Origin of the sequence: Shimazuella kribbensis DSM 45090, assembly GCF_000428065.1 — a bacterium.
GTDB lineage: Bacteria > Bacillota > Bacilli > Thermoactinomycetales > Thermoactinomycetaceae > Shimazuella > Shimazuella kribbensis.
In genome coordinates, this window is sequence record NZ_ATZF01000012.1 from 54,607 (window position 1) to 69,323 (window position 14,717).

General features: G+C 38.6%; 16 protein-coding genes. 4 read left to right on the top strand and 12 right to left on the bottom strand.

The annotated features are described in order from the left end of the window. Positions 1-180 precede the first annotated feature (180 nt). From A3GQ_RS25770 to A3GQ_RS0115385, 6 genes are all read right to left on the bottom strand, one after another. Positions 181-1,119: a glycine-rich domain-containing protein gene (locus A3GQ_RS25770; RefSeq protein ID WP_156877755.1), complete on the bottom strand. Its 939-nt coding sequence runs from the start codon at positions 1,117-1,119 to the stop codon at positions 181-183. Positions 1,120-1,188: 69 nt separating this feature from the next. Then, on the bottom strand, positions 1,189-1,629 hold the full coding sequence (locus A3GQ_RS0115365) for a BrxA/BrxB family bacilliredoxin (protein ID WP_028777812.1): 441 nt from the start codon (positions 1,627-1,629) through the stop codon (positions 1,189-1,191). A 98-nt stretch (positions 1,630-1,727) separates the two neighbouring features. Next, complete coding sequence (gene queF, locus A3GQ_RS0115370; protein WP_028777813.1) at positions 1,728-2,204, bottom strand: preQ(1) synthase; 477 nt, start codon at positions 2,202-2,204, stop codon at positions 1,728-1,730. After that, positions 2,205-2,597 carry a 6-pyruvoyl trahydropterin synthase family protein gene (locus A3GQ_RS0115375; RefSeq protein ID WP_245596798.1) on the bottom strand — a complete coding sequence of 131 codons (393 nt, stop codon included), beginning with the start codon at positions 2,595-2,597 and terminating at the stop codon, positions 2,205-2,207. A 48-nt stretch (positions 2,598-2,645) separates the two neighbouring features. Beyond that, positions 2,646-3,329, bottom strand: a complete 684-nt coding sequence (queC, locus tag A3GQ_RS0115380; RefSeq protein WP_028777815.1) for a 7-cyano-7-deazaguanine synthase QueC — start codon at positions 3,327-3,329, stop codon at positions 2,646-2,648. A 1-nt stretch (position 3,330) separates the two neighbouring features. Then, positions 3,331-4,017, bottom strand: a complete 687-nt coding sequence (locus A3GQ_RS0115385; RefSeq protein ID WP_037465170.1) for a 7-carboxy-7-deazaguanine synthase QueE — start codon at positions 4,015-4,017, stop codon at positions 3,331-3,333. A gap of 186 nt (positions 4,018-4,203) precedes the next feature. Here A3GQ_RS0115385 and A3GQ_RS0115390 point away from each other — a divergent pair, with 186 nt between their 5' ends. Together A3GQ_RS0115390 and A3GQ_RS0115395 are read left to right on the top strand one after the other, a co-directional pair. Continuing rightward, positions 4,204-5,586 (top strand): TcaA 3rd/4th domain-containing protein, encoded by a 1,383-nt coding sequence (locus A3GQ_RS0115390; RefSeq protein ID WP_028777817.1) that lies wholly within the window; start codon positions 4,204-4,206, stop codon positions 5,584-5,586. Between the two features lie 173 nt (positions 5,587-5,759). After that, positions 5,760-6,536 carry a hypothetical protein gene (locus tag A3GQ_RS0115395; protein WP_028777818.1) on the top strand — a complete coding sequence of 259 codons (777 nt, stop codon included), beginning with the start codon at positions 5,760-5,762 and terminating at the stop codon, positions 6,534-6,536. Between the two features lie 27 nt (positions 6,537-6,563). On the opposite strand, the gene A3GQ_RS0115400 is transcribed toward A3GQ_RS0115395, so the two are convergent. Further along, a complete protein-coding gene (locus A3GQ_RS0115400) occupies positions 6,564-6,992 on the bottom strand; it encodes a hypothetical protein (RefSeq protein ID WP_028777819.1) in 429 nt (142 codons plus the stop codon). An 18-nt stretch (positions 6,993-7,010) separates the two neighbouring features. Further along, positions 7,011-7,751, bottom strand: a complete 741-nt coding sequence (locus tag A3GQ_RS0115405) for an IclR family transcriptional regulator (RefSeq protein WP_028777820.1) — start codon at positions 7,749-7,751, stop codon at positions 7,011-7,013. A gap of 218 nt (positions 7,752-7,969) precedes the next feature. On the opposite strand from A3GQ_RS0115405, the gene A3GQ_RS27185 reads away from it, so the two are divergent. Continuing rightward, positions 7,970-8,113 (top strand): hypothetical protein, encoded by a 144-nt coding sequence (locus tag A3GQ_RS27185; protein ID WP_156877756.1) that lies wholly within the window; start codon positions 7,970-7,972, stop codon positions 8,111-8,113. A gap of 281 nt (positions 8,114-8,394) precedes the next feature. Here A3GQ_RS27185 and A3GQ_RS0115415 read toward each other — a convergent pair whose 3' ends face one another. The 4 genes from A3GQ_RS0115415 to A3GQ_RS0115430 all read right to left on the bottom strand — a co-directional run bounded on the left by A3GQ_RS0115415 (position 8,395) and on the right by A3GQ_RS0115430 (position 11,734). Then, positions 8,395-9,792 carry a HAMP domain-containing sensor histidine kinase gene (locus A3GQ_RS0115415; protein WP_156877757.1) on the bottom strand — a complete coding sequence of 466 codons (1,398 nt, stop codon included), beginning with the start codon at positions 9,790-9,792 and terminating at the stop codon, positions 8,395-8,397. Then, on the bottom strand, positions 9,782-10,495 hold the full coding sequence (locus A3GQ_RS24565) for a response regulator transcription factor (protein WP_051271881.1): 714 nt from the start codon (positions 10,493-10,495) through the stop codon (positions 9,782-9,784). Before A3GQ_RS24565 ends, A3GQ_RS0115415 begins: the two co-directional genes overlap by 11 nt. Next, positions 10,496-11,107: a DedA family protein gene (locus tag A3GQ_RS0115425; RefSeq protein ID WP_028777822.1), complete on the bottom strand. Its 612-nt coding sequence runs from the start codon at positions 11,105-11,107 to the stop codon at positions 10,496-10,498. A gap of 66 nt (positions 11,108-11,173) precedes the next feature. Further along, positions 11,174-11,734 carry a class I SAM-dependent methyltransferase gene (locus tag A3GQ_RS0115430; RefSeq protein ID WP_028777823.1) on the bottom strand — a complete coding sequence of 187 codons (561 nt, stop codon included), beginning with the start codon at positions 11,732-11,734 and terminating at the stop codon, positions 11,174-11,176. A 190-nt stretch (positions 11,735-11,924) separates the two neighbouring features. Between A3GQ_RS0115430 and acnA the strand changes: the two genes are divergently transcribed. After that, positions 11,925-14,636 (top strand): aconitate hydratase AcnA, encoded by a 2,712-nt coding sequence (acnA, locus tag A3GQ_RS0115435; protein WP_028777824.1) that lies wholly within the window; start codon positions 11,925-11,927, stop codon positions 14,634-14,636. The last annotated feature ends 81 nt before the right edge of the window (positions 14,637-14,717 follow it).

Sequence of the window (14,717 nt, forward strand, 5' to 3'; positions counted from 1 at the left end):
TTTTATTGGATATATTTTAGCCTTTAAGTTTAACAAATCAGTAGGACAAAACATTATTAATCTTATATCAAGATTTAATAGGTTTTTTGCCTTATCATTATTTTGAATAAAAAGGACTAGACTCTTATATCAAAGATATCCAATCCTTTTCTATAAACACTCCACTCGTGTAATATTACATTATCTTTTCAGGACATTATTTTCCTTGTACCATTTTTTATTCTGCTCATAAAATTTATCACGATGGTACATAGCCAAAAAGAGATTACCAATAAGATGATTATCCATAGGATGGTTATCTTTTGGTTGAACAGTTGTATTTAAGTGAAATCGCTTTATATCAGCATCATGTATTTCTGCATGATTTACTACTTTTTCTATTAATGATTGTATCTGTTCAATCAGATGGTGGACTATTTCACGCATATATGCAAAATGCTTAATAACATTTACATGAAAATATTTGTTCTCCAATTCCTCTGGAGTTAAAGTCTGAAAATCAGAAATAACACCATTTGCTAAGGGATGCCGTAAAAAAGGGCCTAATACAGCAATACTATAAGGAGTAGGTTCAAATAAAAGCAGATATACCATATCAAACCAAGCTCTTTTTTCTTGAGGAGTTTCCACTAGTGGAAGAGTATCTTGGCTTCCATTGGATTGTTTATCAGGTGGCAGAGGTATATTTGGTGCGTGATGCAAAGTTGTTTTTAAAAATCGATTCGAAAATTCTTCGTATTCCCTAGTAAACATCAGCATTTCATGCCAAACAACATCTACCTCTTCACTGTACATTGGTGCGGTCTTGAGCAAAGAGGCCATTATCAAAAAACGTTGCCATTCAAACCATCGATTCTCAAATTCAATTAAACTAATATAATGCTCTCGAATGACTCTCTCTTGCACCCACGCACGATAATTTGGAGGATACGAGTCTTCTAAATGTTGCAACATATGCTTCACAGCAACTGTATATTCTTCCCCATAACTTTTCATCCCGAGATTAGGTAACTCATAGTTTTTCTCTTTGTTTACCTTTTTGGCTTGCCTGTAAAAAACCATTCCCATGATCATCATACCAATCAAGATAAACAACAAAAATGCTGCAAAAAACTCCAAAGATGACTCTCCTTCCCCATAAAAAAAAGCCAACCCAAACACCCCTGATCTGAGTGCTGGGCAGGTCTATTATTTACAATGTTTATTATAAGCTTCTGTTAAATTGGCTGTAATGATTTCAGCTGGTACATTTTCAATTTCATGCCGATGGATCATATGTACCAATTTACCATCTTTCATGATCGCAAACGAAGGAGATGATGGTGGTTCTTGACCAAAATAAGTACGTGCACGCTCGGTAGCTTCTTTATCTTGGCCTGCAAAAACCGTGTACAAATGATCTGGTTTCACTTCATTATTCAATGAAAGTCCTACAGCAGGACGAGCAAGACCAGCCGCACAACCGCAAACCGAATTCACCACAACTAATGCGGTTCCTTTTGCAGCTTCGCCTTTTAATACTTCATCCACTTCTTCGGGAGTGGTCAATTCTTTTATCCCTAATTGCGTAAGTTCATCACGCATATGTTGCGTCATCATACGCATTTGATCCAAATAAAAATTTTGCATGCAAAATCCCTCCTCCCGTTATTGTAGCGAACTATGACACGAGAGTAAATAAGACCTTCTTTGTTACCTAGAGTTAGGTCATTTCCACAAGAACCCTATTATCTATTCGTAATAGTCTCCGGGTTCATATCATGCTGGAACAATCGTTGATTGGCTACTTCTGCCCAGCGGGTGCCTTCCTTCCCATAGTTGGCATAAGGATCGATACTCAGTCCACCTCGAGGCAAAAACTTGCCCCACACTTCAATATACTTAGGCTCCATGATAGCTTTTAAGTCTTTCATAATCGTCACAATACAATTTTCGTGAAAATCCCCATGATTACGATAGCTAAATAGATAAAGTTTCAACGATTTACTCTCAATTAGCTTTTCATCTGGCACATAACTTATATAAATGGTTCCAAAATCAGGTTGATTTGTCATTGGACATAAACTAGTAAACTCAGGACAATTAAACTTCACAAAATAATCTATATCCAAATGACGATTCGGAAACACATCTAGCACATCAGGATCATACGTAAAAGCGTATTTTGTCTCCTGTCCTAAGTGCTTCAAATTTGGATCTTCCATTTATGTTACCATCCTTTCAAACCGCACTGTGGCTTCTTCTGTTTCTTGAACCTCAATCCAACTTACGGTCGGATGATTACTCTTTTCTTTACATAAACGATCGATTTCCACAAAAAATATTTCCGCTACTCTCTCTGTTGTTGGGGAAACTCCACCTAACTCAGGATTAAATTCGGGAAACTCATTTAACAAATGATGATCATACTTATTTATAATTGCTTCCTTGATTACACGATAATCAATCAACATATGTTGCTCATCAAGCTGAGTACCTTCTATACAAAAAGTAACTTTGTAGTTATGACCATGAACACGTTCGCATTTACCTGCTCCATATACTTGGTGAGCGCAAGCGATCCAGAAATTTTTTATTAAATGATATTTACCTATCAACTACAAAACACCAACTTTTCCAATAATACTTTCTTTATCCCCTAGAAATTAATAGGATTCATTCTGATAATGGATTGGATCTTTATAGCCAGCTTCAGCGAATCCTTTTAAACGCAGACGACAGCTATCACACATGCCGCATGCTGCATTTCCACCCAAATAACAAGAAGTAGTCAGATGAAACGGCACTTGTAACTCCACACCACGTTTAATAGTATCAGCTTTACTCAACTGAATAAGCGGTGTTTCAATCGAAAGCTTCTCTTCACTTGTTACTCCAACTTTTGTTGCTAAATTGATCGTTTCACTCATGGATTCAATAAATTCAGGACGGCAGTCGGGATATCCGCTGTAATCGACTGCACTTACTCCAGTATATATTTTTTTTGCTCCTACGACTTCTGCATATGCAGTTGCTAAAGAAAGGAAAATCATATTTCGTGCTGGTACATAAGTGTTTGGGATGTCGTCCGTGACGCCATCTGTTTGAACTGATTCCGTTTTATCTGTCAATGAACTTCCGCCTAGCTGTTGAAAAAAGGAAAGGTTCACAATCCGATGATGCTTGGAGACTCCATAATACTCTGCTATTTTCCGCGCACACTCCACTTCACATTCATGTCGTTGTTCATAATGAAATGTAATGGGGTATAGCTGATATCCTGCTGCTTTTGCGATACCCATACAAGTGGTGCTATCCAACCCACCACTCAGTACAATAACTGCCTTCATATTATACGCCCCTTAAATCTGGATCCCAAATGAATTTATGTGTTTGCAAATTTAATTTCACTTTTTTAAGTTTATCAGCTAAAATCCAATTCACTAATGTGTCTGGAGCCATCTTTCCCCAAACTGGGCTAAACAATCCTGTTCCTTTTTGTTGAAGATTCTTATAAACTTTCACAGCTACCTCATAATCATTCCGATCTTGTATCACAAACTTTACTTCATCCTGTTGATCCAAGTAAGTAAAGTTTTCCCCTATCATCTTTTCTATTTCTCCACTCGCAGGAAGCTTATAATCCATGATAAAACGCATTTTCTTCTTTACATTGGTATCTTTTTCACGTAATTCAGCAAATGGCTCCAATGAAATTGCTCCGTTTGTTTCAATATGTATATCTTCTATAAAAGACAGACTCGCCAATTGTTCTATTAATTGAAGAGATTTCTCCCCATGCATCAGAGGTTCGCCCCCTGTCAGGCAAACATTTACGTTTCCAAATTCCGTTACTTTTTGGATAATTTCTTCTAGTGTGGAAAAAAACTCGGGTTTAGATGGTGCATAACTATATGTTGTATCACACCATGTACACCTTAAATTACAATTAAAAACGCGCACAAAAGTAGTGGGGAAACCAGCTCGCAACCCTTCCCCCTCTACTGTTTCAAATATTTCAACCATAGGTAGCTTCATCAAACTCCCCCTAGACACAATAAAATATAAATACTTTCTATAGCATATAGGGAATATGATGAGTGGTAAACCCATTTTTTCCTTTTCTATCGTTATTTAAATTATTTATGGCGGACATTAGAAAGACTTCTTTCTTTAAATCTGTTAAAATACGTAATAGTCTAATATGAAATGGAGGAAATTAATTTGGAGCCGAAACAACAACTCACTGATTTCCAAAATACGGTAAAACAAACTACTAACAAATTATTTCCATTTTTTAGAAAAAATAAAAAATGGAGTTTTGCACTTCTAAGCGTTGTTTGTTTGATCGTTGTTGCATACATAGCAGGTGCATCCTTGATGGACCCCAGAGACAAAGTAATTCAATTTGAACAAGCAGTGCATAATGGCGATGTGAAAACGTTGAAAAGTTTAATAAACTCCCCAGAAAGCAACTTAGAAGTTGATGACAAACATATCAAAGATTTGATTACGTACAGCAAAGAAAACCAAGAATATCTACCTGATATGATCAGCAATATGATGTTTCAAATCAATGATGAAGAGAATGGAATTACGAATATAGGTTCAAGCTGCGATTATTACCTAAAACAGACAAAAATACCATTGTTCTACAGTAAATACAGCATTGAATTTAGACCTTATTTTCTTGAATTATCCACAAATGAAAGTGGAGCGACACTAAAGGTAGATAGTAAGCAAGTATTTAAAACAACAGAAAAAGAAAAAAAATTCACGTTGGGACCCCTCATGCCTGGGATTTATAAGACATCCGCTGAAAAAAAGTTCCCCTATGCCATGCTAAGTCAAGACAGCACAATAAGTGCATTTGATGAAAAAACAGCCAATTCCAAATCAAACTTAGAATTGAACGGTGGAACCCTCCAATTAGAAAGTAACTTTGAAAACACCACTATTTTTGTAAATGGCAAAGCCATTGGAAAAACAATCCACCAGATGCCGGAGATTGGACCAATCTCCTTTAATGGCACGATTCGAATTCATGGAGAACAACAAATGCCTTGGGGTCTTGAAAAGAGTGCAGATGAATTAGTAGAAGAAAGTACAAGCAGTATTAACATCACGCCAGTCCCTTTTGCTACGGAACCTACTCGAAAACCCATCATAGAACTTATCAATACTTTTTCTAAACAAGACCTTGAATCAAGAGTAAAACAAAATGCAAATGTATTGACAACCATTGGAGATACATTAAGAACCAAGTATATCGAAGACATCAATGATGATGTGAAATATAAGTATACTTGGAAAGGTAAAGCACTTGGTACACGTATTGACTTCGACAATATCTCGCTTTCACAGAACGAACAAACGAAAATCTATGAAGCTGTTGTCCCACTGGAAATACACGCCAAATACAAGCAGTATGGCACATTTTTTAGTTCTCCTAATGATCCGCTCGAAGATAAGATCGATTATTATAAAATAACTCTTTCTTATAATGAAAAAACAAAAAAATGGTTGGTCACAACTATTGATTCTACCAACTATTCTACAGATGATTACTTTAATGGTAAAAACACGATAAAAAGCGAATTTAAATAATATCGACAATAACCCCTCTATTCTTTATAAGAGGGGCTTTATTTCGGATAAATATGATACAATATATTACAAACAAGGAAGTTTCATTGTAATAATAAAAAACATTTTATTTTTGGTTCATTTTATAATATTATGTTGACGATGATAACTTCATAAAGGAAATTGGTGATATTATGAAAAAACTTGCAATTCTTGCATCATCTCTTGTACTTCTTATCTTACTTGCTACTGGCTGTATGAAACCAGAAACCCAAAAAAATCCGGGGCCAAAACCTGATCCAAAACCAGTTGTAGAGGAACAAAAAACTCCTCTTGAAGTTTTAAAAGAGACACAAAAGAAAATTGCAACCATCCAAGGTTACAAATTTACTCGTATGTCTATGGAAAAAGGATACACCGATTCCTACAACAATACGGAATCAGGTGTAGAACAACTTAACCCTCAAGTTGCCCATTTTACCAACTCTAAAAATAATGAATATTATTATGACAAACAAAACGTTTATATGAAAAAAGATGGGCAATGGTTTAAAAAAGCAAATGCCGATGGAAAAGTATTGGTAAGTGTCCTTTTTACCAATAATGTGGAATTCCTTCTCCAGAATCTTGGAACAAAGGATGAAGTACCAGGAATTACAGTTACCAAAAAAGCAGATGAATATATTGTGACTGTAGACTATTTAGTATTTAAAGATCCTGAAATGTCAGATGCTGACTTTACAAAATCCAAAACGGAATCCAAAATACGTAAAACAGAGTTAGTAATTGATGCAAATTCATTTGAACCAAAAAAATATATGTTTAACTATGAGTCAATGGATGGTAAGAAACTTCGCTCTGTTGATATGGATCTAGCTAGTTATATTACACCAGTAGTCATCCCTGCTGATGTGATGCAAAACGCACAACCAGCTCCAACTACTCCGACCACTCCAAATAGCACAACCTAAAAAACCTAGGCTGATACCCTAGGTTTTTTATTTTACCCAGAAATAGATCGATGTTATTGTCGCGATGAACCATACTGGCCATAAGTTTGGTATCCATCTACCCAGAAGAACTTCAAAAAAACCTTCATCTGTCCCTACTAACGAAGGACTTTGTTCACTCCATATAAGTAAATAACCGGTTTTCACATCCATGATTCGATCTAAGTAGTTGCCGTCTAATTTTTCAGCGATTTTCTCCTCTTGCCCAACAGGAATGTAACTTACTTGCTGCTCCACACCCGCTATCCAGTTTTCATCAAGTTGAAATAACCAACCCGTTGGCCGGTGTGCCCCCACCTCTGCAAAATCGATCAATTGAAGCCCTGTACCTAACTCCTGTTGTAACCACCGAACCATTTTTTCTGGTTCCGTATGCACGGGAAAAAATCGGTATAAAGGGACTTTTCTTTCTCCCATCTCTATCCCCCCCTAAGCCTATCTTGCGATCTGTTTGCAATGTTCTGCAGCATCTTTTAGTGTGGGGATAAAAGTATACATTTGATCCGTGCTCATTCTAGATACAGGGCCAGATACAGCAAGTGCTGCAAGCAGATGTCCGTCCCGATGAAAAACGGGTACAGATATTGCCGCTGTTCCTGTCTCCCGTTCTTCAACACTCAGCGCAAATCCATTTTGTCTTATTTCCTGCAATTGGTTCTCATACTCTTGTTGTTCTGCTACTGTCATCTCGGAATCTGCAAACAATCGCTTTCGTTCACTTGCCTGCATAAATGCCAGAAATACCTTTCCTGAAGCCCCCACAAGAACGGGCATCCTTACTCCGATCGGAGCTACACGGCGTATCGCTTGAGTGGATTCTACCGCCTGTACACGTATCCGCTCCGATTTATCCTGTATATAAAGACTCACAGTCTCATCCAGCGTATCTCTTAGTTGTTCCATCTCTGGCAAAAATAGCATCGCGGGATCACTTGACTGATAAATCTGACCTGCTAACTCCCAAATTCGTATCCCAAGTTGGTATTTATCTGAACGTATATCCCGTTTTACAAATCCTTTTCCCTCTAACGTAGCGAGGAGTCGGAAAACAGTACTTTTATTTAATCCCGTCTCTTTGGAGATTTGCATGAGACCGAGTTCATTTTGATTGGTAAAACACAATAAAATATCTAACGCACGTTCTGCTGCCCGTACTGTATTTTTCTTCTCGTCTATCATTTTGGAGTTCTTCCCTCCTCGTAAAGTCTTTTGTCCATTATATAACAAAAACATCTCTGCTGAGGTATCTTGTCTTCATAGGTCAACTTTTTAAAGGAAAGCAAAGAGATGAAAATATTGCCCATACTATCGAAAAGAGGGATCTTGTGATTGCAAATTTTTTATTATAGATCCACAGATAGTCTGTGGTGATCGATGTGATCAGAGAGGCCACCATGAGCCAGCCCGAAAACCGTGAGCAGCCCGCCGAGCAGCAGGGCAACCCGTCAACCGTACAGCAGGGATACGATCCGGACACCGATGTGGCTGATGCGGCCGACAAGTGGATGCGTGAAATGCGTGAATCCCGCGGCTGGTAGCGCCGGGGTCAAGCAGGTCTAGAAGGCCTCGACCGATCCAAGGTGGTGCATCTGTCAACGACAGACGCACCGCCGCAGAAAATAAATGCAGTAATATATAAGATAGTTTTTTCAAGATAACAGCATCTACAAAGGAAAACACCTCATATGTGGTGTTTTTTTGATCTATGATAAAAAGCTTCTATACGTCACCCCTGTCAGCAAAAAGATCGCTGGCAGAGGCGGGAGATCACTTAGGATCATCAGTCGGGAATCACTCCCAGTGCCTAGGCTCCAAAAACCTACCCTAGTTCTATTGGCAATGTAATCATAAATAGGAGATTCCCCTCTTCTTGTTTTGCACTAATTCTGCCTCCATGTAACTCCACAATCCGCTTTACAATCGCTAATCCCAAACCACTACTACCCGCTGGCCTAGCAGCATCTCCTGTGACGAAGGTTTCAAATAGTCGATCAAAGGTGGTTCCCTTTATTGGTTTTGCTCGGTTTGCTAGGGTTAACTCAGCAAAATTGGATTTGTTCTCTAGTGAAATACTTACTGTGCTAGGTTTAACAGCATAGCGAATAATATTTTGCATGAGATTGTCCATCATTCTTACAAACAAGATGGGATCAATCGAAACTTTTAAAGGCTCTTTTATAAACTTTATCTCTACTTGTAATTGGGCTTGTTCCAACAAAAACATTTCTTCTTCTATTTGCTGATAGAGAATATGTTGCAAAATGTGCGTTTCGGGTTGAAATGGAGTCTGATGATACATCAGTTTGTTGAACAGAAACAACTGATCTATCAAGCTCTTTAATACTTCCGATTTGGATAAAGCAATTTGGATGTACGTATCTCGTTGGTCTGCTGACAGCTCTCTTTGCTCAGACAAATATCGCAAATACCCGATGACAGAGGTAAGAGGCGTCCGTACATCATGCGAAAGATTGGTGGTTAGCTCCGTACGTTCTCTCTCTAACTTTTGTCTTTCTTGCCTGCTTTCTCTTAATTTATTTGCCATGAGATTGATATGTGTCGCAATACTGCCGATCTCATCTCTGCTTCTTTCGGCAAGTGAAATACTAAGCTCTCCATGCGCGATGCGATCCAACCCCAAAGTAATCTCTCTTAACTGCCGTAATTTCTTGGTTGTAAGGAAAATATAGCTCAGAAGAAAACCCAATACTCCAAACAATAAAGAAAAGAATGGATCATTTTTATCATAAGTAACAGGTACACCTACTATTTGCTTATACATAAATAGAAAAAGTATTTTACCTTGATAAACAAAAGGTTGAGCCACATAAACATATCTTGTTTCTTGTTTATTGGATGGTTGATCATTCACTTGCATGGACTTAGCTATAAAACCAGAAAAAGGAAGTTTCAGATTTAGGTTACCACTAACAGATTGAGCATAAATCTCATTTCGATCATCCATGATAAATAATTTACTATGAGTTTGATCCGCATATTTTTTTATATTTTCATTCCATTTTATTTTGGGAAGACGCTGTAAAACCAAAGTATACAATTGCACTATTTGTTCCAATTCATAACGGGTTGGATAATGGTAACGAATATCTCTTTCTGTTTTTAATTTCCCACCTAGTAGAGCAAAAATAAAACCCGCGAACAGGCTAATAAAAATATATATCACAAATAAACTACGTAATCCTAACTTATTTTTCATCGCATCCAACTGTCCCTGACACTGCTTTATATCCTACTCCCCATACTGTCTGAATCACCGTCGGCCGCTTTGGATCATGCTCAATTTTTTCTCTTATTTTTCGAATATGCACCATAATCGTATTTTGTGAAGTAAGCATTTCCTCTTTCCAGACCTGTTGATAGATCTGTTCCATCGGCATGACAATCCCTTCATTCTGTGCCAATAAAAGTAAGATATCATACTCCCGAGGAGTGAAAGATACTGTTTTTTCATCCACTTTCACTTCTCTTTTTGGTATAGAAATGCTTACATGTTGGAGAAAGATTTGATCTGATCGAACTGTAGAACTTACATATTGAAGATATCTTCTCAGTTGTGCTTTCACTCTTGCTATTACTTGCAAGGGTTGAAATGGTTTTGTCACATAATCATCTGCTCCCATACTCAACCCTTGAATAACTTGTAAATCATTGGCATTGGCTGTGAGCATAATAATCGGCATTTGGTAATTTTTTCGTATCGCTATACACGCTTGTAATCCGTCCATTTCGGGCATCATAATATCCAATAAAACAAGATCAATCCGCTGGCTATTAATTGTATGTAGTACCTCTTTCCCGTTTGATGCTTGAATCACTTGATAACCTTCATTAACTAAATAAAGTTCCAGTAAGTTACGAATGTCTATATCATCATCTGCAACCAAAATATTAGTTTGCATCTAACTGGACACCTTGGTTATCTTTTTTTGCCGATAAAACCGAAACACCTGTACAAGAACAATACCTAGTAGTACTATACCTAATGCGATGTACCCCCAATTGCGACTCGTTGCGGCAATTGCTGGTATTGCCTCACCAAATTGATAGCCGAGCCAAAAAAAGCCGCCTGTCCAAAGTAAACCAACAGAATAGGAATACAGTGCATAGTGAGCAAACTTCATTTTGTGGCTTCCCACTACATAGGGTATGAGATGACGAACCACAGGTAAAAAATAACTCACACACAAAGCAAATTTCCCATATTTCTCTATCAGTTTTTCTGATTTAATCAAATAAGGACGCCATTTTTCTTTCTCTTTAAATTTTTTCGTTAGGCTTACCCCATAGTATCTACCTAATGTGTAACCGATCGACAATCCAGATACTACTCCAAGATAGGTAACGACAAAGGAAGGTGCTATTTGCAATACACCAAGTGAGGATACAAACCCACCTGTCATCACAATAACTTCATCTGGTATGGGCATGCCTACGATTCCTAGCCATAAACAGAAAAACAAAGCTACATATCCATACTCGCTAATCCATTGCATCAACTGCTCCATTCCCATCGATTCCAACTCCTTTGCTATGTATATAAAAACAACTAAATTCGAAACAAAAAGATACACGATAGATCAAACGGTTTGTTCCCTATACGGTCTGCAAATATATACAAAACTGGGGGGGATATTTATTGGAACAAAGCGAACATTTACTTGTCCAAAATGAGACAAGAGGCGTTTCCGCATTTGCAGCGAATACTGAAATTGAACAAATAATCCATCAGGTGCAAGCGAATGACTTGCTTCCTGCAAAATTCTCGTAGTTAAAAAGCTAGGAAAGTTAGCAAATGGCAAGCATGATATAATCGCATCTACTTGTGGGATGTCATTTTTTTGTAAGGTATATCGCATTTGCTGCGCATCTTCTGCATGGTAAAAATGTGGGAATTTTTCTTTTAGTTGCTCGCTTAAAATCGAGTCATTTTCAAAAATAATCGCTTTCGCATCTGGAGCAAGACGATTGGCTATCTCACGTGTAACCGCACCAGTGCCTCCACCCAATTCTACTACTGTTTTTATTTTGTCCCATGGAATGGGATCTACTAATGCATGTACCAAAAATTTGGAACTGGGAACAATACTACCGATACTCCGAGGTGAGGTAAGAAAACGCCCTAGCAACTGAAAATGCATATTGCAACTTCCTTTCTCTGTTTTACATTCTAAGGGAAAAAAATGAAAAGAATAGTAAGATACTCTTAAGATTCCCTGAAGAAAAATAGTTATAAGCTGATTTACAGAAAACACAAATCACGTTATAATTATAACGAAAAAAGAAACAAGGTTTCACCTAGTGAAACAACGACTAAAAGGAGGTACTCCTATGGATTTATCTAAGGTACGTGTCCCTTTGCAAGTAAAAGGGCGTCCATATGTGATCTATGATATCAACCAATTAGAAAAACAAGGATTAGGAGATGTTTCACGGCTGCCCTTCTCTATCAAAGTAATACTGGAAGCAGCAGTTCGTGGATTTGATGGAAAATCCGTAACATCTGAACACATTGAGCAGCTATTGAATTGGACGGAATCCAAAAGCGATAAAGAAATCGCATTCAAACCTGCACGAATTGTACTTCAAGACTTTACAGGTGTTCCTGCTGTTGTCGATCTAGCAGCACTACGTTCTGCTATGGCCCGAGTCGGCGGTAACCCTGAACGTATCAATCCCCTCATCCCAGTTGACTTGGTCATTGACCATTCCGTTATGGTGGATGAAGCAGGTACTCCAACTGCACTTACGAACAACATGAAATTAGAGTTCGAACGCAATGCAGAACGTTATCGGTTACTTCGTTGGGCCAAAGAAGCATTCTCAAACTTTCGCGCAGTTCCACCTGCAACTGGGATTGTGCACCAAGTAAATTTAGAGTTTTTAGCTAGTGTAGTTACTTCAAAAGAAGAAGCTGGAGAAACAGTACTCTATCCAGACTCCCTAGTCGGTACAGATTCCCATACCACGATGGTCAATGGACTTGGTGTGGTAGGATGGGGAGTTGGAGGTATTGAAGCAGAAGCTGGAATGCTTGGTCAACCTTTGTATTTTGTAACCCCTGAAGTAGTAGGTTTTAAACTTATCGGAAAATTACCAGAGGGTGCTACTGCTACAGATTTGGCGCTCACTGTTACCGAACTCCTGCGGAAAAAAGGAGTAGTTGGGAAATTTGTTGAGTTTTATGGAGCTGGTCTTACCAGCTTAAGCCTAGCTGACCGTGCTACTGTTGCAAATATGGCTCCTGAATACGGTGCTACTGTCGGCTTCTTCCCTGTAGATGAGGAAGCTCTTCATTACCTAGCTCAAACTGGCCGTGATAAAGATCACATTGATTTAATCCGTGAATATTGCATCGCTCAAGGACTATTCCGTACAGATGACACACCAGATCCATTCTTCCGTGATACAGTAGAATTGGATTTAAACGATGTAAAACCAAGTTTAGCAGGTCCCAAGCGTCCACAGGACCGTGTTAACCTTACCGATATGAAAAAAGTGTGGCAAAACACACTTGTTAAACCTATTGACGAACGTGGTTTTGGGCTTTCCGAAGAAAAATTAGATGCACAAGGCTCTATCACAAGAGATGGAAAAATATACGAGCTTCCTCATGGTGCAGTCGCTATTGCTGCCATCACAAGTTGTACCAACACTTCCAATCCTTCCGTTATGATCGGAGCTGGACTAATTGCGAAAAAAGCGGTAGAAAAAGGATTGGAAGTTCCAGCATATGTAAAAAGCAGCTTAACTCCTGGATCTCAAGTTGTAACCAAATACTTGGAGCGAGCAAACCTTCTTCCTGCCCTAGAGTCACTTGGTTTTAACGTAGCAGGTTATGGCTGTGCTACTTGTATCGGGAACAGTGGACCGCTCGCTGACGATGTAAGCGATGCAATCACCCAACATGATCTGACTGTTGCATCTGTATTGAGCGGAAACCGTAACTTTGAAGGTCGGATTCACCCACTTGTCAAAGCAAACTATCTTGCTTCTCCTCCATTGGTAGTCGCTTATGCGCTGGCTGGAACGGTAAATATTGATTTTGAAACAGAATCTATTGGTACGGACAAAGATGGACAGCCTGTCTATCTCCGCGATATTTGGCCAAGTTCTTTCGAGATTAGCGAAGTCATGGAACAAGCAATCGACAGTGAACAGTTCCGTAGTCAATACAGCAAAGTATTTGATGCAAATGAAGATTGGAATGCACTTCCTACTCCAAAAGGTGTTTTATATGAATGGGATGAAAAATCTACCTATATTCAAGAGCCGCCATTCTTTGTGAATTTGGATTCAAAAGTAGGTAACATTGAAGCGGTTCAAGGTGCACGCGTTCTTGCACTTCTTGGAGACTCTGTCACCACGGACCATATTTCTCCTGCGGGTAGTATTGCATCATCCAGTCCAGCAGGTAAATTCTTGCAAGACAATAGTGTCGCTATAAGAGATTTCAATTCTTACGGCTCTCGGCGTGGAAATGACCGTGTGATGACAAGAGGTACCTTTGCCAATATCCGCATTCGCAACAAATTGGTGCCTAATTCAGAAGGAAGTGTAACCAAACACATCCCAACTGGTGAAGTCATATCTATCTATGAAGCTGCTATGCGTTATCAACAAGAAGGTACTCCATTAGTTGTTTTGGCTGGAAAAGAATACGGTACAGGTAGTTCTCGTGACTGGGCTGCAAAAGGTACCAACTTGCTTGGTATCAAAGCAGTTATTGCAGAAAGCTTTGAACGGATTCACCGTAGTAACTTAGTTGGAATGGGTGTATTACCTCTCCAATTCAAAGAAGGAGAATCTGCTGGTTCCCTAGGTCTGACTGGTGAAGAAGTATTCCATATTGCCGGACTGAACGATCAAGTAAAACCCGGAGATACGCTAACCGTGCAAGCTGTAAAAGAAGATGGTTCTATTATTTCTTTCCAAGCACTTGTGCGTCTTGATAGTGTAGTAGATGTAGAGTACTACCGCAATGGCGGCATCCTACAAACGGTTCTCCGTCAAATTTTAGATGACCAAGGTGTTACGATTTAAAAACTTGATTTTAGATTACTGTATAAAAGGCATGTAAAAAACACACTTAAGGTTTATTTGGTTCTACGACTTGAGTCTTAA

What these genes read in the sequence shown, in the direction of transcription:
- A3GQ_RS27185 (WP_156877756.1), top strand. Translation starts at nt 7,970, where the DNA reads ATGAGCCAGCCCGAAAACCGTGAGCAGCCCGCCGAGCAGCAGGGCAAC.
- A3GQ_RS0115415 (WP_156877757.1), bottom strand. Translation starts at nt 9,792, where the DNA reads ATGAAAAATAAGTTAGGATTACGTAGTTTATTTGTGATATATATTTTT.
- A3GQ_RS0115395 (WP_028777818.1), top strand. Translation starts at nt 5,760, where the DNA reads ATGAAAAAACTTGCAATTCTTGCATCATCTCTTGTACTTCTTATCTTA.
- A3GQ_RS0115400 (WP_028777819.1), bottom strand. Translation starts at nt 6,992, where the DNA reads ATGGGAGAAAGAAAAGTCCCTTTATACCGATTTTTTCCCGTGCATACG.
- acnA (WP_028777824.1), top strand. Translation starts at nt 11,925, where the DNA reads ATGGATTTATCTAAGGTACGTGTCCCTTTGCAAGTAAAAGGGCGTCCA.
- A3GQ_RS0115430 (WP_028777823.1), bottom strand. Translation starts at nt 11,734, where the DNA reads ATGCATTTTCAGTTGCTAGGGCGTTTTCTTACCTCACCTCGGAGTATC.
- queC (WP_028777815.1), bottom strand. Translation starts at nt 3,329, where the DNA reads ATGAAGGCAGTTATTGTACTGAGTGGTGGGTTGGATAGCACCACTTGT.
- A3GQ_RS0115365 (WP_028777812.1), bottom strand. Translation starts at nt 1,629, where the DNA reads ATGCAAAATTTTTATTTGGATCAAATGCGTATGATGACGCAACATATG.
- A3GQ_RS24565 (WP_051271881.1), bottom strand. Translation starts at nt 10,495, where the DNA reads ATGCAAACTAATATTTTGGTTGCAGATGATGATATAGACATTCGTAAC.
- A3GQ_RS0115425 (WP_028777822.1), bottom strand. Translation starts at nt 11,107, where the DNA reads ATGGGAATGGAGCAGTTGATGCAATGGATTAGCGAGTATGGATATGTA.
- A3GQ_RS0115385 (WP_037465170.1), bottom strand. Translation starts at nt 4,017, where the DNA reads ATGAAGCTACCTATGGTTGAAATATTTGAAACAGTAGAGGGGGAAGGG.
- queF (WP_028777813.1), bottom strand. Translation starts at nt 2,204, where the DNA reads ATGGAAGATCCAAATTTGAAGCACTTAGGACAGGAGACAAAATACGCT.